This window comes from Adlercreutzia sp. ZJ141 (assembly GCF_011038965.1).
Classification (GTDB): Bacteria; Actinomycetota; Coriobacteriia; order Coriobacteriales; family Eggerthellaceae; genus ZJ141.
Genome location: NZ_JAAKEB010000005.1, coordinates 108787 through 132973 on the forward strand (window position 1 = coordinate 108787; position 24187 = coordinate 132973).

10 protein-coding genes are annotated in these 24187 nt (G+C 53.5%); 1 reads left to right on the forward strand and 9 read right to left on the reverse strand.

Translation table 11 applies throughout. The features are described from left to right. Nucleotides 1-83: 83 nt before the first annotated feature. The 6 genes from G7Y44_RS03545 to G7Y44_RS03570 all read right to left on the reverse strand — a co-directional run bounded on the left by G7Y44_RS03545 (nt 84) and on the right by G7Y44_RS03570 (nt 19932). The gene (locus tag G7Y44_RS03545; protein WP_165247611.1) at nt 84-14204 is read right to left on the reverse strand and encodes an InlB B-repeat-containing protein; all 14121 of its coding nucleotides are present in this window, start codon (nt 14202-14204) and stop codon (nt 84-86) included. Nucleotides 14205-14365: 161 nt separating this feature from the next. Beyond that, the gene (locus G7Y44_RS03550) at nt 14366-15229 is read right to left on the reverse strand and encodes a hypothetical protein (RefSeq protein WP_165247613.1); all 864 of its coding nucleotides are present in this window, start codon (nt 15227-15229) and stop codon (nt 14366-14368) included. Nucleotides 15230-15304: 75 nt separating this feature from the next. Next, complete coding sequence (locus tag G7Y44_RS03555; protein ID WP_165247615.1) at nt 15305-16957, reverse strand: signal peptidase I; 1653 nt, start codon at nt 16955-16957, stop codon at nt 15305-15307. Beyond that, nucleotides 16944-18293 (reverse strand): hypothetical protein, encoded by a 1350-nt coding sequence (locus tag G7Y44_RS03560; protein ID WP_165247617.1) that lies wholly within the window; start codon nt 18291-18293, stop codon nt 16944-16946. The genes G7Y44_RS03555 and G7Y44_RS03560 overlap by 14 nt, the downstream gene beginning before the upstream one ends. A 136-nt stretch (nt 18294-18429) precedes the next feature. Next, entirely contained in the window at nt 18430-19227 is a 798-nt protein-coding gene (locus G7Y44_RS03565; protein ID WP_165247619.1) for a hypothetical protein, read from the reverse strand. Nucleotides 19228-19242: 15 nt separating this feature from the next. Continuing rightward, a complete protein-coding gene (locus G7Y44_RS03570; protein WP_165247620.1) occupies nt 19243-19932 on the reverse strand; it encodes a signal peptidase I in 690 nt (229 codons plus the stop codon). 454 nt (nt 19933-20386) lie between these two features. Here G7Y44_RS03570 and G7Y44_RS03575 point away from each other — a divergent pair, with 454 nt between their 5' ends. Next, a complete protein-coding gene (locus G7Y44_RS03575; protein ID WP_165247622.1) occupies nt 20387-20902 on the forward strand; it encodes a GNAT family N-acetyltransferase in 516 nt (171 codons plus the stop codon). A gap of 153 nt (nt 20903-21055) precedes the next feature. On the opposite strand, the gene dxs is transcribed toward G7Y44_RS03575, so the two are convergent. The 3 genes from dxs to nusB form a co-directional block, all read right to left on the reverse strand. Then, on the reverse strand, nt 21056-23023 hold the full coding sequence (gene dxs / locus G7Y44_RS03580) for a 1-deoxy-D-xylulose-5-phosphate synthase (protein ID WP_165247624.1): 1968 nt from the start codon (nt 23021-23023) through the stop codon (nt 21056-21058). An 87-nt stretch (nt 23024-23110) separates the two neighbouring features. Further along, a complete protein-coding gene (locus tag G7Y44_RS03585) occupies nt 23111-23419 on the reverse strand; it encodes an exodeoxyribonuclease VII small subunit (RefSeq protein WP_165247626.1) in 309 nt (102 codons plus the stop codon). Then, complete coding sequence (gene nusB, locus G7Y44_RS03590) at nt 23409-24176, reverse strand: transcription antitermination factor NusB (RefSeq protein WP_165247628.1); 768 nt, start codon at nt 24174-24176, stop codon at nt 23409-23411. Before nusB ends, G7Y44_RS03585 begins: the two co-directional genes overlap by 11 nt. Nucleotides 24177-24187 lie beyond the last annotated feature (11 nt).

Sequence of the window (24187 nt, forward strand, 5' to 3'; positions counted from 1 at the left end):
ATAGATTCTTTAATAAGCAATAATGCTGAATTTCCTACCGCACAAAGCAGGCGACCCCTGGTTGAGAGGCCGCCTGCTTACCACTAGCGCACGATGAAGGTGTAGAACACGTCGTCGTTTTCGCTGGTGCCGGCGATGGAGAACCGCACGCGATACGTTCCTTTGGTGGCTGGGATTGCTGCGGTCGCAGTACCCTTTCCATTGGAAATACTTATCGTCGGAGACACTTTCGTTTCAATTGTTTCAAACGTAGCAAGAGGACTCTTTTGCTTCTCTACCGTAACTGTTACTTGACTCGCATTCGTATCACAACCAAACGAAACACTATATGACTCGTCCGTTCCGCTGAGAGCGTTATAGGTGCGCGGCGCATCGCACGCCACCGACAAGCTCGGCTGTGCGGCGTCAGTTGCTTTATACGTACTGCTCTGGTCAACATTACTGCACGTTCCATTGAGTACATTTGGTGCATCACCAGCACAAAGCTTCCATGTGATGTGGTATGAATCTGCGGGCAATCCGCCGAAGAAGAAGGTGTACGTTTTTTGCAGCGCATTAGCTCCGTAATCTCCCAGCTTGAATGCCACGGTGTTGCCATTTACCCATGTGCCGTTGATCTGGCTGCCGCCAGACTTCAGGGTTGCTGTCGCTTCAAGAGGGACCGTGAACGATGAAGCGTCCGTCTTGCTCAATGTGCCAACCAGATACACCTTCGAACCCTTGAGGCGTTCATCACCTGCAGGCGCAGTATTCACCTTAACGTCAGTCGAGGTCGCCCCAATTGCACCAAACACCACCGAGGTTACCGTGTAATTCACTGATGAACCCAAAGTGTACGAACCTGCGCCCGCGCTCGGAATCAGTGAGAAGGAAACTGTACTGGCCTCCGGGTTAACGCCCGAGCCAAGCTCACCGAAGTCGGCACTGAGCAGGAATGTCTCGTTGGTCCCTATCGGGCGGTCAGCAAGCACGGGCGGGGCTGCCGCCGTGGCCCCCATCTCGGTGAACTGCGAGAACTTCACCGTATTCGCGCCTCCGACAGGAACCGTGTAGTGGTAATACGCGTTTGGTGCAGCATTGGTATTGGACTCAGCCTTTTCCGCGGCAAGTACCGTGAGGGTAAGATCGGTGCCAGCAGGCAGAGACTGGCTAAACGTAACCTGATAGTCGCGCCCAGTTACATTTGCGCCATCGCTTACCAGCTGTGCCGTCCATGCGCCGCGTTGCGAAACCGAAACTTGTTTGCCCGTGTAGCCGCTTTCGAAGCTCGTAAACACCCTGCCGCTCTTGATAAGCGCTGTTCCCGTCGGGTTCACCCAAGCATGCACGGTGAGCGTCTTTGTACCATCAGCATCAGCAGCGCTCATATCCTGGGATGCGGTATTCGCCGAGAGTTGCGTCTTACCATGCAAGCCACTCGGCACGGCCTCAGCATCGAGCAAGCCAAGACGCGTCGTGCCATCGCCGTTCGAAATATACCAGCAATTGAATTTATCCTTGTTATCACCCGTCGGGTTTGCCGGTATACCATTAAGAGGATCAACGGGCTCGGCTGCACCATCGGTTTGAGTGCGCAGCACGGTGGGTAGCGAATTGCCGTCAGCATCTTTAAGATCAAGCTTCAAGGTGCCCACATCATAGGCAATACGGTAATGATCCTGCACCAGGTTGCCAGCTATGGTCGGTGTGCCATCCGTCTTCACAAACGTAAAGGTGCTGTTCTGAGCCCCACAGGCACCAATGGTGACCGCCGTAACATTACCGCCATTAATGGTAACCGTGGAAGCAGTGCTCGGAACAACTGTACCGTCGGTCCCTGTAGTCGCAGCGCTGCCACCATTGCTGCCAATAGCGTGGCTCGCACAGTTTGCCTCCACGCCAGCTAAGGTCATGTTGCCCTTGACTATCACATCGGCATTTCCAGTAAGCTTGCCACCTGTTTGCGCATAGCTGCCCTCGCCAGACAGACCCTTCTGGTACGTTACGCCATAACCGTTTTCGCAGCCTGCATCGCCTGTGCCTGAGATGGGCCTGCTCTCAGCTACTAATTCACAATTCGCCGCAACAGAAGCCGCCTCCGTTACCACCAAGTTGCCATCCAATACCACCTTCGCATTGGAATTGATGGTCAGCGCCCCGATGGTCACACCAGTACTGTTCGTAGGCTCCATCGGTTGCTGCACGGTGATTGTCTTATTCGCGCCGAGGCTTTTCACTGTTAAACTCGCCGGTGTTGAATTAGGGTCGGTGGCCGATGACACCTTCTCCTTCAGTAGCAGATAATTCAGGGACAAGTTGCCGTGGTCGTGAGATACCCCGCCCTGGGTAATCTTAGATTCCTCAATGGCCATATTGCCATTGCCAACCTCAACGATCTGGGTACCGTTGATGGTCACATCGGACTTAGCATTGTCGATCACCAGTTTTCCGGTAAAGAGCTTATTGGTTTTACCACTGTTGACGTAGGCAACCTGTATGGTGCTGTTCTTGCTCGGGTCGGTTTTGATACACGAGACTGTAGTGGTTCCACCATCCGTGCCGATCATGGATACATCGCCAAGATCAGATTCGTTCTGCAGATATATATTGCAGCCTGTGATGTTCAACGTTTCTGCTGCGTGAATCGGCTCTTTTACCGGGCGACCTGTGGTGCCAATCGTGCAGTTCTCCAAAGACACCGAAGTGCCATCTATCGCTTTCGCATTATGGTTTGAGCTTCCTTCAGCTTCTGCAACGATCATATTAGTCACGCTGACATTCCCCACACCAGCGCCACCAATCCATGCACCTTTGTATTGACTGGATGCACTCGTGCTTTCCTTTACGGCTATTCGGCTGTTGGTTATTGACACATTGCCGTATGAGTTTGCCCCTTCAGCGGGCGCTTGATTCCCAGAACCAATGCCCGAAGAGCTCGACGGAGCATTCAATTCCATCGACACATCAACCTTATCCAAGGTGATGCCACCGTTCGCGGGATTCGCCTCAGTGGCGCCGATAGCAGCTCGACCTGACTCCGGTGCAAGCTTGATGGTCTTGTTTTGCGAGGCATCGCTTGCGTTATAACCACCCGTCAACGTTAGACTCGTATTTGACGGCACCAGGATGTTTTTCGCTTTGATGTTGCCCTCTTGGGTTAGGTTGACAACCGTTGGGCCAGGCGTAACCTCAGGCGTCACCTGAGCTGCGTCGATCAGCTCGATGGAGTTATTGCTCTCGATGTTCAAATTACCAAGGGTAATTGTGCGTCCTACAGATTTTCCTTCGCTATCAACTTTATTATCGACACGCGTGGTCATGTCGCCTGAAATCTTCAGCGTGTTCTCCGTTGGATGGAAGTCAGTATTGTTGCCCTCACACTGCAAGATCCTGTAGTCGCCGTGCCACGTAACTTTCGATTCGTATTTGCCCGCCTGCGTAAACCCATCAGGGGACAACTCGATGGAGCCTTCATCTAAATACAGCTCCATGACGTCGTTGTAACTGATGGTCACGTTGCGCGCAGGCATTGCGAACGTATAGTTACCGTCCTTCTTCTGCGCATACTCATCAAGGCGCTTCGTTTCCACTATCGTATTGTTGGCTGGATCCCCAAACGTCAACGTGATGAACTCTGCAGGCTGGGTTGTGGGATTTGGCTTAAATGTAACCGTTGAATGATAGCTCACGGTACTTTGACCATTGTTTAGATGAATATCATTGCTCGGATCTATATCGGTTGCACCATCTCCATAGGTAATAGCCCATTTGTCACCAACGGTCGTATCTTTTCCGAGAGCGTACTTTTTCGGCGTATAGCCAGCAGAAACTGTTATCTTGCCGTCTTGCAGTTCTGTCGCCCTCGCGGCCGGATCCAAATCGCCCAGCGTCAACTGTGTCAACGACAACGACGACAAAGCAGCACCAGGCGCACCTGGAGGCGTATAACTCCAATTTGCTGCTCGGTCGTAGCCTTCAAGCCCGAGCGTAGCATTTGCCACCAGCAAATCAGATCCGTATTTCTGTGTGTCAATGCGGCGATAAACCTGCGCACCGGCATCGGCCCCTGAGCCGACACTCTCGCCTGCGCCCAGCAACTCAAAAGCTTTGGATTCCGACTGCGGCTGAATCAACTTGAGGTCTTCCTCTGGTTCTGGCAAATTCACCTGATAATCAACCTTATATTGAGAAGGCTGAAGCTTCACGGTGAGGTTCTGTTTCAACCACTGGCTAGAGAGAATGTTCGTATCGTTTTCAGTTTTTACAAAAGTGTATTTGATGGTAATCGGAAACCTATTTGTCTCGGTCATCACCTTAGAGTGATGCAGTGTCAGCTTTAGAGTCCAATCCTTACCTATCGCTTGGCTGGCAACTTCCGCCGGCTGGTCACCGGCGTCCTTAACAATAGATACTGGAGACAGATTAGAGTTCAAGCCCGTTTTTTCCAGCTTCAGCTCCAAAGCAACGGTGTCGTTAGCCGTGTACGTTTTGCTGCCATCGGTTGTCCACGAACTGTCGTACAAGTGATCATCCATATCGGCGACGTCAACAAGATTCAAACCCTCCGACTTGCTTTCCACATGATAGAAGAGCTGGCCCTCTTGCATACTGCCTGGTAGAACGTACGATGCAAAGGGGAAAGAGAATTCGCCAAAGGTGTTAGCCGTTGCGTCCAGATCTTGACTGATAGAATCTTGTGCTACATAGGCGGTGTACACATTGATGTCAACAGTACCAGTAATACTAGCGTTTGTCAGCCACTGATTAACCGTATTCGTAAAGCCATTGCCATTATCCGGATACGCGCGACCAGAATCAACGGTGCGGGAGAGGGCATACCACCCTGCCAAAGCATAGCCACCATTATTCTCCGTCAGAGAACTATAGTTCCCTTCTTTGTTTTTGATATACGTTTGGGGATAATCTGAGTATTGCGTCCAAGGGCATGAATGCATGATTGTGCTTTGCGTCTGGCCATTTCCATCCACGTACTCTTCAATAAACACCAAGGAACGCTCGCGATAGACACCATACAAGGGAATAGTGCAGCCCGAAGGATAGTCGGGCACCTGGAATCTCGGGTTACTGCCCGAGACAGTAGGATTCGCAATAACAGCATCCGCCAAGTCGTTGCTGTATTTTGTATCATCCGGCAGGAAGAATGTGCCACCGTCGCTAAACATGGTCTTGCTGTTTTGCATGTTGACGACTGCTTTCGCGTACTTCGTGTAGGTGCTTTCAGAAGTCGTATTAGTGCTATCGCCAGGGTCAAGTGCGGCAAACGTGGCTCCCAGCATGAAACGCTTATTATTATCAGTATCAGCTTCGCTGCCCTTGTTGAAAGCGTACCAATTCGCTTTATCGGGCCATGTACTGCTAGCACTAATGGGCCGGCCGACCGTGACACCATCAATCAACACCGTAGATTGATTCGGATTATAAAAGTCCGACACATAGCTCGTTCCATAGGCATCATTTTTTACATGAAGCTTAAGGCTGTAGGTGTTCGGCGTCCAGTCTGCCACTAAGCTGAGGTCACTGAATCGCGGAGCGCAACCATAATGCGCGTTAGCTACGCTCTCTTCTCCCGCCTTTTTCCAACCTTGAAAGGTATAGCCCTTACGCGCGAGTGTGTAGCGATAGTCAGTATTATCAAAAGTGTTGGTGCTAGCGAAATGATCTTTCGTTGTACTATGGACGGAATAGTTCTTAGTGCTATCAGCACTGGTCACCTTGCCAAGCTTTTCATAGCCAGTTGGCTCGGAGCCAACTGGCACATCCACAGAGTACCCAGCAAGCGGTTGCCCATATTCCGGGGAGTCTTTGTCGCCTACGATCTCAGTACTCGCCCACACGCCACCATTCAGGTTATAGGTAACCTCCACCGGACGATAGGAGGCATACAGTGTCAATGCAGGTGTGGGGCTCGACTCATTCGTGCCATCGTAGGCTTTGTTCACGTCGAGTGCATCAATAATTAACTGATCCAGCTCGCTTTCACTGGTGACTTCGCAATCCTTGTTCTCTTTCTTACTATGATAGAACCAACCCTTAAAGACATATCCTTCCCGCCATGCAACAGGAAGTGTCCCGATCTTTTCAGAGCCATCGCCAAGCAGTGTTATGTTGTCTTTATCCGGCACGGTATCGTATACCCAGGTATAGTTCAGCTCATGCTTGGGACCCTGATTGGCGTCCGGCGCGGTAATATCTGCCGTCACCCAACGATTATCGCCCCCAGGAATCGAATTCTCGCCAAGCGATTTCGCGCTGAACTGCACCACGTAGGTGTTCGGTGTCCACTTAGCGTAAAGCGTAGTGGTATTGGCGCTTTGAAGATCCGATATCTTGGTTGCGGAGGTTACCGGATCCCCCTCAAGTCTGCTATTCGTGTACCAACCCCTAAAAGTGTAGCCGGGAGCCGTTGGGCAAATCAGGCCATCGTTCAGCCCATCTTCGGTCGAGGAATCCGCAAATGGCCCAATGTTGCCCAACGTAGACGTAACGGGTATATAGGCACTCACCTGATTATCATCATCGCCACCATTATTCACTGTACCTGGGCTCAAGTTAAACTGCGTGTCTTCGGGGCGATTATTATTGTTTTTGTTTTGGTCAAGCGTTATAAGGATATTTACTACCTGGGTACCATCCTTGGTAACCATCAAAATCAGCGGGGTCACAGCACTATCGGCGTTAGCTTGGTTTTGCCCCACAAAGGCATCCGCCATGTCCGCCGTAACTATGTCACCGGCTGACACTTTCTTTTCGTTATAAGCGACCTCCATGACTCCCAACGTTTTTGTCATGTAATTCGACAGGTAAACACCATCTACACCCAATATTTTGTCGCCATAGGCAACCGTCGCTTGCTCCTTGAAGCGATAGGTGTTTTCGGACCCTTCAACCACCTGCATAGTTCTCTCATCATATTCTTTGGTGGCGGTATCGCTGTTTGCGAACTGAATTTGGACCTCGAACGTAACCTGCACCTTTTCCCACTTGGCTGCCAGGTTGACTGTGCGCATGTTTTCCTTACTGATTGTAGCTACAGGATCATCCCCTAGTTTTCCCATATCTGGATCGTATTCATACCAGCCAAGGAACCTATACCCACTGCACGAAGCAGGTTGAAGGCTGTATGTGCCGCCAGATGTTACCGTGTAGTAAGGCAGGCCGCCTTCGGAAGCGGAGTTGGGGTTGTCCACCTTGTTTACATCGCTATCCAGCAAAACGCTACCCTGCGGCCGAACGTAATAGTGAACGTCCACTACCTTCGTACCGTAGACGTTTTTCGGAAGCTTCTGCGGGTTATTGGTTGTGTCAGTGTAACTGGAGCTACCCGCACCCTCACCGATGACACCATAGGCATTGGTGGTGTAGAGGTAAGCTCGATTGTTGTCGATGTTAGCAACAGTGATGCTGCCTTCTTTGCCACTCGGCACATTGGCATAAGCGGAAGCAGCATAGACCACCGAGCCATTCTGGATAGTGAGATTTTGGGCCGACAAGCGCCGCGCAATAGATATGCCTAGGTTCTCATGTCCAGGAAATCTGTCAGTACCAATATATGAATTAGGATACGTTTTCCCAATAGCCCCGGCGATAGTGATATTGCCGCAGTTGGCCACCATGTCATACACGTTAATAGCGGTATCCGCCCCAGAAACGTTCACGGTGCCGTAAGGCATAAGAATAGAGCCGCCTTTTTGAGAATCCCCTTCTCCAGACACCACGCCTTCCACAATGCCACCAGTTATGGTCAGGGAACCGAAGTTTGCGGGCGTTTGACCATGGGAAGTAGCATTATTTAGCAGCGTCGTCTGCTGTTCGTTCGTCAGGCCAAGAACGGCGTCTTCTGCAAGCTGCACCTTACCGCCGCTGATATTGACGGTTGTTTTCATGCCACCCAGATATGGAACTATACCGTCTTCGGTGGCGCCCTCGGGTCGAGCCACCTTAACCGTACCGCCCTCAATAGTAACCGTAGCGTCTGTGGGAATTTTCTTGTAGGTGTAGATATATTCCTCGTTCGCCTTCGGAACATACTGCGTGTAGCCGTAGAGTTTGCCGGTAGTTCCGATGGCCGGGGCGCTGACAGTACCGCCCTTAACGGTAATCTTGCCGTTCACGTCACCGGTGATATACTCTTTGGCTGTTACCGTGCCGCCGTTGACCACCAGGCCGGAGTTGCCATTGCCATCGAGGATTCTCTCTCCTTTCTTCATGGCGTTAAGGAACTGGTCTTTTGTTTGGAATTCACCTGAGCCATTATAGAATCCGGAAACAACAATCCCGCCTGCTTCCAAGCTCGCATTGCTGTTAACCTGTATGTCTTCGCACAGCAAGTAGCCGGTGCCGGTCTGCCCAGCCTGAACCGCGCTTCTGTCGTCGGATTTGGTACTGTCACCAATTACCAACTTTTTCAGACGGGCATGCTGCTCTAGGATGAGGTTAGCGTTATTTGTCAGCTTAACTTCCGGCGGAAGGAAGCCCCACGCGGTCTGATACACCCGGTAGGTTTTGCCATCATCCGGCACCCGCAGGGACAGATCAAGAGTAGCATTATCGATCACCAGACTATTCATGATCCTCAAATAGAAGGGACGTCCCGGATCGGTTTCGGTGGCACCATTATCCGTAACGGTGATCCTTGAGCCATTTTGCATGGTGACATTCTGGCTTAAGTCACAGAAGGATCCCGGCCAGTCCTTCGATACCTTGAGCGTAATTTGACATCCGTCAAAGACCACGTTCCCGGCTCTGTAGGCAAAATAGCTTCGGTTGTACCAGCCACGGTTTTTGTTGTTGTCGCCATCCTGATTCTGAGCCGATTTATAGACGCAGTTCTTGTACGTCACCGTATTGTTGCTATCTTGCCCGCTATAGCAAAGGCTTCCTAACATACCTTGCGACCTAGCAAGAATAGTCAAATCCTGCAGTGTGATATTGCCCGCCTGACCTTTAAAACTACCGATGGATGCCCAGTCATCCCCTCTCAGCGCGTCTCCATTTACGGTCGGGTAGATCGCATCTTTTGTTCGGTCATTGTTTTTCCCTTTCAGTCCGAAGTCCGAACCCTGGGGAACATAGATGCGGCAGGTTCGGATGACTCCATCCACCAGGAAGTTGGCTTTTGCCCCTACTTCCAGCTCAATGCCGCGAGAGGTGGGTGTTCCGTTCTGGTAAATTCGGCGCAGCGTCACAGTCCTTCCACCTGCGCTGTTGTCAAAGGCGTCATCTACCAGAATTCTATTGGTGGTTTGAATTATGGCATTTTTGGAATTCCTGGGAGCAATTATCTGTTCTGACGCGAGAAGTTTTTTCGTCTCATCGACAACAGTATCTATATCTCGATACTGTATATCCTCTTTTATGGATCCCTGATGGATCACCAGACTACCCAGATAGTGGAAGGTGGAATCATCTCGCTCTAGCGTCGCATTGGCCTCGGTGCGAAAGCCGTCCTCTAAAAGGGTGTAGGAGGCGATGTCCAGATCAAGCGTCACTTCATCCGAAACAAAGACCTCCACATCGGAATTAGGCATGGTGAAGGATATGGTGTTTCCGCTCACGGTAGGATTGACGCTGTGAATGATTCCGATGGCATCAATGTACCAGAGGACGGTTTTGTCCTGTGTCATAGCCGAATCCATAAAGGTCAGCACCACGTTCCTACCCGCCGGGACGGGTGCTTTCTCACCGTCCGTTTGGGGCAGCATCATCGACGTATCGTCGCAGGTGATGCCCTTGACCTGGGAAGCGCCCTCCTTAAAGATCAGATCGTAGTTGCTCTTAACGGCATACAGCTTCATCTGAATTCGATCAAAAGCCTTTTGGTTTTCCGCAAGGGGAGCATTCGTGCTCTGTGCAATGCCGTCAGTGCTTATGGCATCCACCGGGTGGTCGCCGTTCAAGCTGTCCCAATTCCATCTTCCGGTACCTCCCCCGACCACATTGGGCGCGCTGAATGACAAGGCGGTGTTACTCCAATTCTGGGTGGCAAAGGCATTGTCCCCACTCCACGTGGTTGTAAAGCGTAAACTGTCCTTGTTCCCATTATTCGTGAACTGGGTATTGTTAAAGATATAGTTGATATAGACGTCGTGGTAGATTTTAGGCTCGCCCTCAATCGTGGCATTTGTCCCGATAGTGACAGTACCCTTGGGCTGATACTTCTCGTCAGGCACTTTCGTATCGGACACCCGTTTTTCAAATGCGCCAATCCTGTCCGCTGTCACCATGCCGCCCTGAATGTCAGTGCGCTTCCAGCGGATGGTCTTATCCTTTAAGGTTGTTTTAAGATTGTAGGCGTTGCCCACAACAGAAGCCGTGATGCTGCCGCCCGTGACCGTCACGTCGCCCTTGCTGCCGAAGGAGCCGTTGCAGTATATGGTTCCTCCGGAAACGGTCGTGTCGTTATAAAAAGTAATATTGCCTGCAGCGTAAATCTCGGCTCCGGAGATCTCAACGGAGCGCCTTGTGCTGTAGTAATCGTTGCTGTTGCCCAGGACGACGCATTCGTTGCTTGTTAGCGCACTGCTTCTTACCGCGATCTCTACATTGGTGGTGTTCACACTGGGATTTTCAACAAGATCGCCGTTCGCGTCAAAAAGTGGGGTTATAAAAGGCGCTATCGGGTTGTTCTCGGACATTGCCGTCAGTGTTGAATCGTACGCTGTTATTGGGTTATCGTTTCCAGTGATCGTTTTTGACGTTGTTTTGTAATACCCCAGTAGGTAGATTTTGCCTCCGCTGAAAGTATAAGTATTCGGCTGCTCACTTTTGTGGTGGTATATGGTGAAGGGGTAGTCGTCAGAATTGCTTTGCGATCTCTGTGTCTGATTGTTCCCGACCGGATCATAGCTATATTTATGATTGTTTGGATCGTACTTCCAGAAGCCCACAGCCTGGTTGGTAATCTGGTTGGTAATGACCGTGCCGCCCTTGATACCACCGGCACGACCAAGAACCAAGTTGTTGCAAATCAGGGTACCGGCCTTCCAGCTGCGGTTGGGAATATCGCAGAAAGTTCCCTTGACAACAAGCAAGTTATCCGGATTATCGTCCGTTGCACCTTCCATATCCTTCTCAGATGCATCCGAATCAGCCCAATGATGGTAGGCCATTTCTAGATTTCCCTCGATGACTACTTTGGCACCTTGTTCGAGGCGTATCGGAATGCAGCCCAACCGTGCATTTTCACGTATGCGTAGATAAGAGTTGATTACTTTGAATGTTCGGAAAACACAGATGCTATAAAGATCCGCCGTTGAGTTTGTAAAGGAGACCTCCTTGGCCGTGTCCGTCATACAACCCGCATGTATATTCTTATGCTGTGCTTGGATAACGGCGTTTTTGATCTTGCAGCCCGTTTGATTGGCACAGTAGAACAAATACTTGAAGTCGCTCTTTGTGAGATCTTCTTTGATATATTCCGTCACCGTGATATCGGAAACCGTATAATCGAAGTTACCGAAGGCAGTACCTAGATTAACAGTGCCGCTATCCTTCCCGGTGCTTTTCAAAGTCAGAGGGTTTATGTTGTTGCCGCTTACCCGCAGTTCGTCCTGCATGATCGCGCCGACAGTATTGTTTTCTCCTTGGAAATTAAAGGTGGTGGTATAGGCCTGCCAGGTGCTGTTGTTGATGACGATGTTGGCGTAATCCGCTAGATCGACGTTCTTGAGGCCTTCCTCGACCTTATCACAGGTATATTTATTCTGCTCTATACTGATGGAACTCTCGCAGTCTACGCCGTTGAGCAGGCTTCCCTTGGCATTGTTCACATAGGCGTCACGCATGGCGAGATTGACGTCTTTGAAATACACGCCCCTTGTTAGGGTATTTACCAACGTCAGCTGGTTTTTGGTGGCCACGCTATTACTAGTAACGCAAAACTTATCCGTAAAATTCCACTGATAGAAATAGGCACCTATAGAAAGGGCGGTAGTTCCATCCGTCTTTGTGCCGGATAACATTTTGCTCTCATCCCGAAACAGCGGCGTCATGCCATCAATGTGGTCGGCATACCAGAAACCTGCGCGATCCTTGTTGTGGTAACTAACCTTTTCCTGAAATTCGATGGGGCTTTTTGCTATATCAACCCAAATTTCTTTGTCTTTGTTATAGGTCGCCGTTACGTTAGCCGCAGGCATAGTGAACTGGTAAACAAGCTTAGAGTCACCAGCTGTATAGGGCTGCTCATCTGGGATGATCTTGCCGTTATCGAGACCTTGTTTGAAATCCCATAAGCTGAAGTTCTTGGGGTTTGTTGCGCTTGTCATGAGTGTGACCGGGCTGTCTTGCTGTACCAAAACGGTGCCATCTGTTTGGCTATTCTCACCAATGGTTTTCACTGCGCCATCCGAGCCGGTATAGGTGAGACTCCAACCCGCAGGCATAGTGTTTGGCAGCTTCAAACCGTAGCTCATCACACCCCAAACAGCACTAAGTGGTGCGTTGTTCTGATGCAATTCTGTCTGATAGGCACTGAGCGTTTTATCGCCTGGCGCAAGCATGCCGCCCTCGCCATAACAGTACGTTGTCGTTCCATCAATCGCACCAGAAGCGCTCGACCAGCCACTAAAGTTTTTTGTTTCTTCGCTTGTACGTTTATCGCGCAGAATTGGCAGCTCACCCTCGGGGAGTTGCGTGAAATAACTTGTTCTCAGATAGTCACTGACATTCTTCCCGTATTCTATGGGCTTATCCGAGCTGAAGGTAATGCTACGACCACTTACTTTTACGCCCTCCACTTGGAAATTATTGAGCGAGTTATAGGTGGTGCCTCCATCAACGGAAATCTCGAGGTTCTCATCCCCTCCTACATCCGAACCCAAAAACAACGTGATGTTGAATTTATCAGCCTCCCACTGGGCCTCCATGCTGACAACCGATTGATTGCCTTCCGTAGTGCAATCACCAAGCTCAATCGTATAGTCGCCAGCCTGCACTGTTCGTGGGTTCGTACCATTGGCAATTTTCCAACCAGTGAACTTATAGCCAAACCGGAAAGGGGTTGAAAGCGTAACGGTTGCGTTGAGCTGGGACTCTATTGTGGTTATGCGTGCGGGGAAGTTTCCGGTATCGTCCTTGTCGCTTGTGTAGACATCGGGGTCAAAGCCAAGGTTAAGCTTTACCATCACCGCACCCGGCTTCAACGCCGCTGTTAGCACGACATCTCCCTGATAGCTGCTGAGTTCGTGGGCAGCGTCGTTTGAATCCCCTATTTTCCAACCCTCAAGCACATAGCCAGGCTGCGTGTAGTCTTTAGGCAGCGGGACACTTGATTCTTGTTTATAAGTTCCAGATGCGTGATAACCAACGATGCCGGCACCATTGAAAGTGTTGCTGCTGGTACTCACACGATAGGCGTTTGGCCACGATGCATTTCCGGTTATTTTCTCCGTACCGTTTTGGTAAGTAATCGTGTAGTCGTTGTAGAAGGTTGTATTTGAAACAGACGAAATCGTTTCAATGCCCGTTATCGAAACTTGATCGACACTGTTGGGTAAGCAGCCAACCGCCGCAACGCCGGAGAACCTATTGTTGGTCCCCGTAAGGGCGAGCTCTTTTTCGCCGCTTGTACCTGCATAACCAAACAAAGAGGCGCTTTCCACCTGGCCACTATTGAGAGAGATTGTATCAGTTGCGGAAATCGCGTTGCCATTAGCCTTAACCACTGCGTTACTCACCGTCAGAGTCTGAGCGGATATGCCCTGCCCCACATCAATAGTACCGCCATTGAGCGCAACGGTTCCTTGGCTTGTAAAGGCGCCTGTTACCGCGAGTGTACCCAAACCCGTCACAGTGAGCGTGCTGCCCGTGCCCAGTGAAATGCTTGCTACGGTAAGATTCTGATCGAGAACAATGTCAAGGTTGGCATAATCTTCCACTTCTAAAGTGCCCACCGAAGAAGCATTGGCCACCGTGAGCGTGGTCTTGTATGCGTAGGTACCGCTATCAGAAGCCGGACCCACCGGCTTCACAGTGAGGAATTGCGTCATGGTAAGACCATCCAAGAAGATGGGGATATCGGCATCGAGTGCTGCAGTATCGTTGCTCCCATCAACAGGATGATTGCCGATAACTATGCTGCGATAATTGTTGGTACCACTGATGCTGTAACTACCAGAGCTCCGCGTAATACCCTGATTTGCATTTGTATAAAACTGTGAATTGTAAATATTCAGGTCAGTATTTTGATACGTCTCAAATGGCACCGTTGTCGCACCAGCGTCACCGCCGGTGGCGGCTTCAGCTATGACTACTTGGCCGTTGGGACTGAAGCAGGTTAGGACTAGTAAAAGAGCGAGCACTATCGAGAGCACGCGCTCAAAGGGGGTGTTTCTTTTTTCGTTCGTTTCCCTTGCCATCATCGTTCTTACTCCAGTGTTATTTCTGCGCCAGTGCCAGTTTTTTCGGTGCCACCGTTATAGGGTTCGGCGGTGTTTTTGAAGAACAGCAGCTTGTAGGTGGAGTTGCGCTGCGCTGTAAAGATGCCTTGCGCGCTGGTTGCTGTAGCACCCGCTGCACTTGCGTCTGTCCATGTGGACATTAGCTCATTAGTGTTGTCGGGCGAGAACCTGGTGTTGTTCCACTTCAGCGTTACATTGCCGGTGTAGTCGTTGGTTGTAACCGTTACTAAAACAGTGCCATCACCCTGATCTTCGATCGTGTAGCTGGGCACGCTGCCAGCAACCGTAAACTTCGCCGTGAGCGTCTTGACGTAGGGAGAGGTCGTTTTCACCGTCACCGTAATGGGATTGTCTGGCGAAGTCGGTTTTGTGGGGGTCACGTGAAGCACCTGTTGTGCTTTGCCATCTTCGCCCGCTGCCTTCATGAGTTGGTAACTTCCGCCCTCACCGGGATTAATCGGCGCTCCATCAGCAGTCTTCACGCTCACCGTCGCGTTTTGGGCTGTCACCGTGTACGCAATGTCCACCTGCGAGATAAGCGCGACGTTTTCCTTCTCGTAGTTGTATAGGTAAATATCGAAGGTGTCTGCGTACGGCACCGTGTGCGAGACAGAATTGCCTTCCCCAGAGGGTTCGGCAAGGTAGTCGGAACTTATATGAAATACAGCCGATTCCATTTCGGAGCTGTAAGGGTTTTCCGTCACGTAGCGCGCCGCCACGCTGCCAACTGCTAAAGCCACCACGCAAACGATCAGCGCCGCCCATGCGACAGCACGTTTGCCGCCCTTGATGGGTGCGATCGCGGCAATCTGTCGTTTATCGTTTTGCATTCCTACTCTCTCTTCCGTGCTGAGGTTTCGCTAGCCTGCTCGGACGCACAACGCGCTGCGCAGGCTGGCGGAGCCTCAGTCAATCTGCTCTGCTCTCACGGTTAACTTCACTTCCGCAACCGCACTGCGCGAAGCAAACTTCGCGTTATTTGCGCTATCGGGCCAGCGCACGGTGAGCTTATAGGTGTCGGTGCGCCGCGAAGCAGCCTCAAAAGTTGCCGCCTGAGCCTCTGCTGTCGTCGTGCCAATCGTGGGACCTGTGCTCGTACCGCCTTGGGAGCCTGCGCCTGCGCCGCCCGAAGAGCCCGCATCCCCATCTGTCAGCGCCACGGAAAGCACCGTGTCGACCGAATCGGTTGGGTTCGTTGGATCTGTTGGATCGGTTGGGTTAGTCGGATTTGTCGGGTTCGTCGGGTTCGTCGGGTTCGTCGGATTCGTCGGATCAGCGCCACCTGCACCCTGGCCATCCACTTTCTCAATCGTGCAGGTAAGCGGCATGCTGCCGTTCAGCTCCACCGTGAACAAGCAACGCAGCGCCACTTCGCTCACCGCGCTGCCATTTGTGTTGCTTACCGTGAAGGTGTACGTTTTTTCGTCGCCTGGCTGTGTGATATTGAGTGAGGATAAAAGAGTACTCTTTATACCCTCCTTCGTGAACGCGAACGCTGCCACGCGGGCGCTGTCGCTGGCGGAACCATCCGTTGCGAAACGGGCGCCCACACCCACGGCCAAACACAAGCACGCAGCCAGCGCCAACAGCACACACATTGCCTTGGTGGCCCCTGCCGGGCGCAAGGCTTGCGAAGCCGCACCCTGTGATGCAGCGGCCTGGGAGGTGTTCGCCAGCGACACGACGGCCGACGATGTAGCGGCACAGGAAGCGTCCCGTGGCGTGACCCCCCGCGAGATATCAGCCCGCGGCACGGCGTAGGCATCCATAGTCTGCAAGGAAGGGCTTGCAGATGCGTTCGCGCGTGACCCCTGCAAAGCTTCCTTGGCGTGCGCTTGAGAAAGCTGCGCCTTCAGGCGGGATACCTCATCTTGGAGGTTGCTCAGTTGCGCTTCTTCCCTGCTGCGATGCGGACGGAATGACAACCACAGGAAAGCGACGGCAGCCAGCAGCAGCGCCGCGAACGCCGCCGGGGTTTGTAGTGCGTCAACCGCCGCACCCGCATACGGGATGCTAAACACCACCGCGCCCTGCACGGCGTTTTCGTTGATAGGATCGTCGGGTGCGTTGTTCGCGTCGCCTTGTGTGGTAAGGGTGTCGCCTTCGCTCGCAACCACCCGATGCATCACCAGGTTTTGCCCCGACTGGTACACAACGATATCGCCCACCGCGTAGCTCTCCTGCGGCCGCACAATAACCAGGTCGTCGACTTCGAGTGCTGGAGACATACTGCCCGACATAACCACTGCCACGCCAAACCCGAAGGGCATAGGCAGCGCGTCGTCCTGCGGCGCCGTGGCAATGCGGAATGCGCCGAACCCCAGCGCGGCACACAGCACCACAACAACAATGAAGCGTACCGCCGAAAGGATGCTATGCTCTTGTGCGTGGGGCTCACAGGAAACGCCGACCTCGCGAGAAACATGGAACTCACGGGACATATGGGACTCGTAGGGCACGCGGGACTCGCGGGGCGCATGAGACTTGTGGAATTCGCGAGTCTGGGCATGCTGAACCTGGGCGCGCCTGTTTCGCCGCATCGAACTACCCGCGCGCATGGTCAGCGTCCTTTTCTCGTTTGCGGCGCGCTATCACTACCACAATCAGCGCGCATGCCGCAACAGCCAGCAAACACGCCGCCACAAGCGCAAGCGCGGAATCGCCCGTTTGTGCTAGCAGACCAGCGACGATATCTTGTGGGGTTTTCGGCGTTTCGGCGGCAGGTGACGGAGGTGCTTGCTCCGCCCGCACGAAGATGGTCGCCTTCACGCCGAAGTCTTCGAGCGCTGCGTGGTCGCCGTGCGCTGTGTCGGTAGCATCCGCTGTTGCGAGATCGGTTGCGGCTGCAGTATCTGTGTCGGTTGTATTCGCAGTGGCTCTTGCGGACGCTGTGCCTGCGGCGGTTTGATCGGTCGCGGTAGTGGCATCCGTTGCGCTTGCGTCGCCCTGCTCGTACGCCCAGCGCCACTCGATGGCATAACCCGCTTGACGCCCAGCATCAAGCGTGGCGGTATCCAGCACGCTAACGTTTTCGCCGTGCGGCTGCCAGTCGCTTACAGAATCACCAGCCGCAGTAAGCAACCGCCATTCCAACGGGACACCTACGGAAGATGAAGTGTCCTCTGTCGATGCGGTTGCAGCCATCGCGTCCGTTTTGCTTGCGGAAACGGCGCCGGAAGCGTCTGCGTCAGAAGTGATTGCGGGGTCGTTTGTCGAAGAGGTGTTCGTATCACCTGCGGAAGTGGTCGCACCGCCCGCAGCACCTGCGGACCATGCCTCCACTTTGAGTGAGACTTCGTAGCCCAGCGGAACCTCGGCATTGTTGCGCAGCGTGAAGTCGTAGCGGTTCGTCGTGCCCGGAGCGATGAGCTTGTCACCATCGGCGGATGCGACCGTGTTGTTGTAGCTGCTCCGGAAAAGATCGACCTGTGTTTCGGTACTCCACACCTGCGGGGTGCCGTAGACCTGCATGGAACCGGGCTGTGCAGCGGCTGAAGGATTGCTTGCCGCATAGCCTTCGACGGTTGAACGTGCGGAAGCGGCAGAGCCATCGTTTGTTTCCGCGGAATCTGTCGATGCGGAATTAGCGCTTTTGGCAGCGGGCTGCGATGTGCTTTGCGCTGTTGTGCTGTCCTGCTCGGTGGCGACCGATGTAGCCGATACGGATGCATCGCTCACAGCAGCTACGTCAGTTTCGGTAGCGTCGGGCACCAGAGGAATGGCACATGCGTCAGGTGCAGAAAAGCGCCCTAAGCTGCTTCCGAGCAACGTAGCAGTTAACACAACGCCAAGCGCTGCCAGCATGCAAAGCACTGGCAGCCACGGGGTGAGGTTCTTCTTTTGAGAGTTGGCGACCTGCCCAGAGGCCGCTTGATAGATGTATGGCTTCTTCACAGGACACCTCCTCGCAAAAAAGCGCTTTGTTCAAACCTTTATATTCCCTCTTTGAAACGAGGGAACGCCCGCTTCCTCCCATCACAAGAGGAAGCGGGCTTTTCCGCGCTTCGCGCGGAACTACGCTGCGTATGGGTTAGTCGATCTGAGTTGCAGTGAATGTCCAATTAAGCTGAACGTCAGTTTTGATACCGGAGATGAACCCACCACTATACTCTGTAACAGAAGAGCCGGAAGAATCATTACCCAAAATGGTATCTAGTTCGTCATAAAGTGCCTTGTTCGGGTCGGTGCCTTCGTACTTCCACTCCCACTTAACATTGATGCTAGGCGCGGTGGTTTGGGCCTTGTCGCCAGCCTTCTCTGCATCATCAATAGTGCCGTCGAGGTTTTCGTCTACATAATACCTATCTGCACCAATATCGTATACATAAAGAGACTTTGTACCGTCGAAGAATTCCTTTAGAGCTTGAAGATCCATATCCTGCTTAAGAACGGTAGTGCCATTTGAAACGGTAAACTTAACAGGTTCATAATTGGTTTCACTGCCATCATTTGGTCTGTACTTCAGCATAGGCATCTTAGCGTCACCTTTCAGCTCGATAGTCACGCCATAAGAAACCTCGGGTTTGGCGGTATTTGATTCCATAACACCAAAACCAGTCCCCGTCGTGCCAGGAGCTACCAAGTTCTTTACATCGGTTGTTCCTACCTTAACAGTTGCAGTGTCATCGGTCACAGCCGCATCCTTATAACTCTGCGAAAACAAGTCAGTATCTGCCGCAAACGTCACGCCCCACTTTGCGACACGCGCGGTGTCAGTCGCGTCATCCGAAGTCACGTACTTCGCGTAGGTTGCTCCGACGACACAGATAGTTAGGAGCACCAGTACGAACAGCCCCGAGGCTGTGCGCAGCGATCTGTTCTTCTCCATATAGCCCCTCTCCTTTCACATTTGGCTGTTTCGAGCTCGCAATTCTTCGAGCTCACTTTGCAGCAGGCTTGCTTCGGCCCGCATGCGTTTCTCATAACGGCGGCGGCGCACGACATCCCACGCCACCAACAACAGAATTGGGCACACTACACACAAGATGATGCCCGGAACGGTTTGCATGAACATAACCACGCTACCAACACCCGGCAAACGCGCTTGATAGATGCCTACCAGCTTGTCGGCCGGCACGGGCGTTGCATCGTCAGCGTTATTGGCAATGCCGCGCGTAATCCACGAAAGCCCCGCTTCGCCATTTTCAACCTGAGTCACCGCATGCGTGACGATGCTGGTGCCGTTACCTGCTGGGTCGAAAAACGCGATGACGTCGCCTACTTGCACCTGCTCGGGGTCGGTAGTGTGGCAAATGATAAGGTCGCCACCTTGAATGTCTGGATACATTGAGTCGGTAACCACAATAAGGGGGAACACGCCACCGATACTGGGCACTTCGTTGGGGTTGATGAAACTGCGTACGATAAGCGTGAGATTAACAACCAGCATGGGCAGCAAAATAACGCAGAGCACAATGCCGACTGCCGTGCCCAGCTTATGACGAAAGCTGGACGCCGGCGTGCCGCCCGTGCTCTTTGCCCGAGCCGCCGCGTAGCTACCCGGACTTACGTTCATGCGCTCGTGTTGCGCCATCGTGGTCGTACCTTTTCTTACCCGCCTTATAGCTTGCCCTCCCCCAGCAAGCACTAGCTGTATTTTGTTTACCTATGTCAGCTGCCGACATTGTACCTATAAGCCCTCTCACAGACAATGTGAAAACGACATTTGTCTCAGCAAATCTGAGGATTATTTTCGCTTCTTGTAACATAGTGAGGGCCCCATGCTGCTTCTTGCGGCTCGCACAAGCAGGAAGGCGGCACTGTTGTTGAGTTAAGCAGGGCCGCAGTGGGGACGGAAGGGAACGCAGGCACACTCATTACGAGAAACAAGCACAGGAAACGAACGTAAGAGGGGTAGACTAGGCGGGTACACAAGACAAGCAGCCCTTTGCGTTGCGTGATGTTGGACATTACCCAAACAGTGCCTTGGTAGCACCTGCGCGCACGCTCAAACAACGCAGGAGAGTTGAAAGCACAAAGGAGGATTCATGACAACCGCTCGGTTTACCCCCGTTGTAACCGCCGATGATCAGGCCACACTCGCACGCATGGCAAGCGACATTTGGCACGAGTACTGGCCCGCCATCATCGGTGAGGCGCAGACCGACTACATGGTAAGCCACTTCCAAAGCCTTCAGGCCATTCAGACCGACATGGCCGATAACGGCTACGAATACTGGTTTATAGAAGATGCTAACGGCACTGCGCTCGGCTATACCGGCGGACATGCAGAGGCCGAAACCAACCGATTCTTTATCTCGAAGATTTACCTTGCAGCACACGCACGCGGCAAGCACCTGTGCTCGCAAACCATACGCTTCTACGATGAGCTGTGCCGCGAGCGCGGGCTTTCGGCCATGTATCTGACCGTGAACAAGCACAACGAACTGGGCGTTCGCGCCTACCAGGGAAACGACTTTCGCGTTACCGAATGCGTAGTAACCGACATTGGAAACGGCTTTGTTATGGATGACTACATTATGGAGCGCCCTGTTTCTGCCTAAGAAAACACTGATATAAATCCGTCTTGCCTGTGTTGACGAGACGAATATCTGATAGTTAAAAACCGAGTACGCACGTGTACGTACGCAAACGAGGTCTGAAGCCCTCAGGCGCCGACTCGTCGGCACAGGGCTGGTGGGTTTAACCGTGTTTCCTTAACGAAGGCGTTCGGCCACCGTGCTCGCAATGCCATCGGCATCAAGCCCGATGCTGGAAAGCAGCACGTCGACACTTCCCTGCGGAATGAACTGGTCGGGGATACCCAGCGTAATGGCGGGCACACGGCTTTCCAGCTTCGCCAGCTCGGCGAGCACACCTTCACCAACGCCGCCAGCAAGCGCGCCTTCCTCCACCGTTACCACCAGGCGCGACGAAGTTGCCGCTTCGGCGATAGCAACGGTATCAAGCGGCTTGGCCCACCGCATGTCCACCACGCGCACCTGTAAACCCTGGCCCGCCAGCAGCTTCGCCGCGCCTACGCTTCTGCCCACCATACGCCCGAACGCGAGAATGGTCGCATCCAGCGGTGCGGGCGTCTCGGTCGTAGCTGGCAACTCGGCCACCGCGGATACAGATGAACCACTGTCCAACACACCTTCGGCAGCAACGCTGGGCTCGTACGCCACGCGCGAGACACCTTCCTCAAACACGCACGGTAGCTCGGGTACGGGCACGCCTTCGGCTTCGCCGCGCGGATAACGTATGGCAACAGGGCCGGCGAGCGTAAGCGCGGTGTGCAGTGCGCTTGCAAGCTCAGCTTCGTCTGAGGGAGTAAGCACGCACATATTGGGAACCATACGCGTGTACACCAGGTCAAACACACCATGATGCGTGGGGCCGTCGTCGCCCACCAGGCCGGCGCGGTCGATGGCAAACACCACGTTGGCGTTTGCCAGGGCGTTATTCACAATAAGCTGGTCGACCGCCCGCTGCAAAAACGTGGAATACAACGTGACCACCGGCTTCATGCCACCAAAGGCTAAACCACTCGCCATACCCACCGCATGCTCTTCGGTGATACCTGTGTCAATGAAGCGGCTGGGGAACTCTTCGGCAAACTTCGCCAACCCCGTGCCCCCCTTCATGGCCGCTGTCATGGCGACGATGCTGGCATCGGTGCGCGCCTCGCGCACCAGAGCATCACCAAACACGCTGGTGTAGGTGGGAGCCGATGCGGGCTTCTTCTTAATTTCACCCGTAGCCACGTTATACGGCCCAACGCCGTGGAAGGTTTCGGGGTCGTTCGCTGCGGGGGAATAGCCTGCGCCCTTCTTGGTGACCACATGCATGAGCACCGGACCATCGGTTTCCAACACCATTTGCAGCGTTTCCCTCATTTGAGCAATGTCGTGCCCGTCAATGGGTGCGGTGCACAAGATGCCCATCTGCTCGTAGATCATCGTGCGCGGCAGCACAAACTGCTTCATGGATTCCTTCATGTTGCGCCCGAAGTTCAGCAGTGCCACCGTAGCCTCGTTGGAATGCTCCATGCGCTCTTGCAGGTTGTCGCGCACCTGGCGGTACTGCGAGCTGGCACGCATACGGCCTAAGTGCCGCATGAGCGCGCCGGTGTTGCGCGAGATGGCCATTTCGTTGTCGTTTAGAATGATAACCATCGGTGTTCGAATGAACCCGATCTGGTTTAACGCCTCGAATGCCATGCCACCGGCAAGCGCCGCGTCGCCAATAAGCGCCACGACTTTTTGGTTGTCGCCGCGCAGGTCGCGCGCGCGGGCGTACCCGAGCGCCACCGATAGCGAATCGGACGCATGACCCGACGGATGGCTATCGTACGGGCTTTCCGACGGCTTGGGAAAGCCCGACATGCCTCCGTAGCGGCGCAGCGTGGCAAACTGCCCCAGGCGACCCGTCACCAACTTGTGCGCATACGCCTGATGCCCCACATCGAACACGAAGCGGTCGTGCGGGCAGTTCAAAACGCTGTGCACGGCGAGAATGATTTCCACCGCACCCAGCGACGAGGCAACATGCCCGCCATTGCGCGAGGTGACGGTGACTATTTCTTCGCGAATTTCCTGCGCCAGTATGGACAGCTCTTCATTGGAGAGCAGCTTTAGGTCGGCAGGAGATTTCACCATGTCCAAGATACGCTGATCGTCCATATCGCGTCCTTTACGCATGCGTTTGCGCGAGCCCGCCGTGTTGCGGGTTCGCGCTCAGTTTCAATCAACCAGAATACAGGCGCGTGCCTACGATGCCGCCTCGGATGGGCTTATGGCGCCGCCCTCCGCTGTGTTGGATGCAGGTTCGCTGTTGCCAGGTTCGGCGTTGCCAAGCTCGCTGCTTCCAGACTCGGCATTGCCAGGTTCGCTGCTTCCAGACTCGGCGGAATCCACATCCTCTTCCAACATGTCGCTTGCTCGAAGCCCTAAGCCAACCGCTTCTTCGCACAAGGCCAGCGCTTCATCGAGCGAGGTTTCTTCGTCGTTTACCGCATCGAGAATCTCATCGAGGCGTTTCTGCACGTCGGCGAACGTCTCACCTGCGCTATTCGCCATGCGCGGCGCCTTCCTCGGCTTCGCTCGCTGGCTCGGGTTCGCTTTCAACTTCGGCTACCGCTTCGTCCTCGGCGGCTTCACGCGGCGTTTCGGCTTCAGGCGCGTCAACTTCAGCTTCACTTTCGGCGCCGTCGGTCGCATCCGCTTCCGCTATCGCGGCCGAAACGGGCGGTTCAAGCACTTCCCCTGCTTCGATGCCGCGGGCGATGTTTCCCAAAACACCATTGACGAACTGAGACGACTCGTTCTGACCGCCGAAGAACTTCGCCAGGTCAACCGCTTCGTTAATGGAAACGGAAATGGGCGTTTCATCAACACAGAACATCTCGTAGGCCGCCAGGCGCAAAATGCACCGATCGGCTACCGGCATGCGTTCAACCGACCAGTTCGAAGACACGGCGCCCAGGCGCTCGTCGATGGCGGCAAGGTTTTCGTCAACCCCTTCGACAAGCATCAGCGCGTAGTCAGGCAGCGGTGCCACACCAGCATGAACCGACATGTCGACGTCGGCCAACACCGGCTTTTTTGCGTGTTCGTCGCCCTGTTCAACCTGCTGCTGCCACTGCTCGTAAAGCGGCTCCCACGCAGCCACCGCTTCACTCACAGCACTTTCCAGCTCGTCAAGCACGTCTCCGGTGTACAAACAGCACCCGTCGACTACCGCACCGGCCGGGTGAATGCCCTGCACCTCAGCGGCATACAGCGCCTGAATGGCGCACCAACGCGCATGTGTGCGCACATGTCGTTTCGTCGTCATGTGGCGCATCC

What these genes read in the sequence shown, in the direction of transcription:
- G7Y44_RS03550 (WP_165247613.1), bottom strand. Translation starts at nt 15,229, where the DNA reads ATGCAAAACGATAAACGACAGATTGCCGCGATCGCACCCATCAAGGGC.
- G7Y44_RS03555 (WP_165247615.1), bottom strand. Translation starts at nt 16,957, where the DNA reads ATGCGCGCGGGTAGTTCGATGCGGCGAAACAGGCGCGCCCAGGTTCAG.
- G7Y44_RS03565 (WP_165247619.1), bottom strand. Translation starts at nt 19,227, where the DNA reads ATGGAGAAGAACAGATCGCTGCGCACAGCCTCGGGGCTGTTCGTACTG.
- G7Y44_RS03570 (WP_165247620.1), bottom strand. Translation starts at nt 19,932, where the DNA reads ATGGCGCAACACGAGCGCATGAACGTAAGTCCGGGTAGCTACGCGGCG.
- G7Y44_RS03575 (WP_165247622.1), top strand. Translation starts at nt 20,387, where the DNA reads ATGACAACCGCTCGGTTTACCCCCGTTGTAACCGCCGATGATCAGGCC.
- dxs (WP_165247624.1), bottom strand. Translation starts at nt 23,023, where the DNA reads ATGGACGATCAGCGTATCTTGGACATGGTGAAATCTCCTGCCGACCTA.
- G7Y44_RS03585 (WP_165247626.1), bottom strand. Translation starts at nt 23,419, where the DNA reads ATGGCGAATAGCGCAGGTGAGACGTTCGCCGACGTGCAGAAACGCCTC.
- nusB (WP_165247628.1), bottom strand. Translation starts at nt 24,176, where the DNA reads ATGACGACGAAACGACATGTGCGCACACATGCGCGTTGGTGCGCCATT.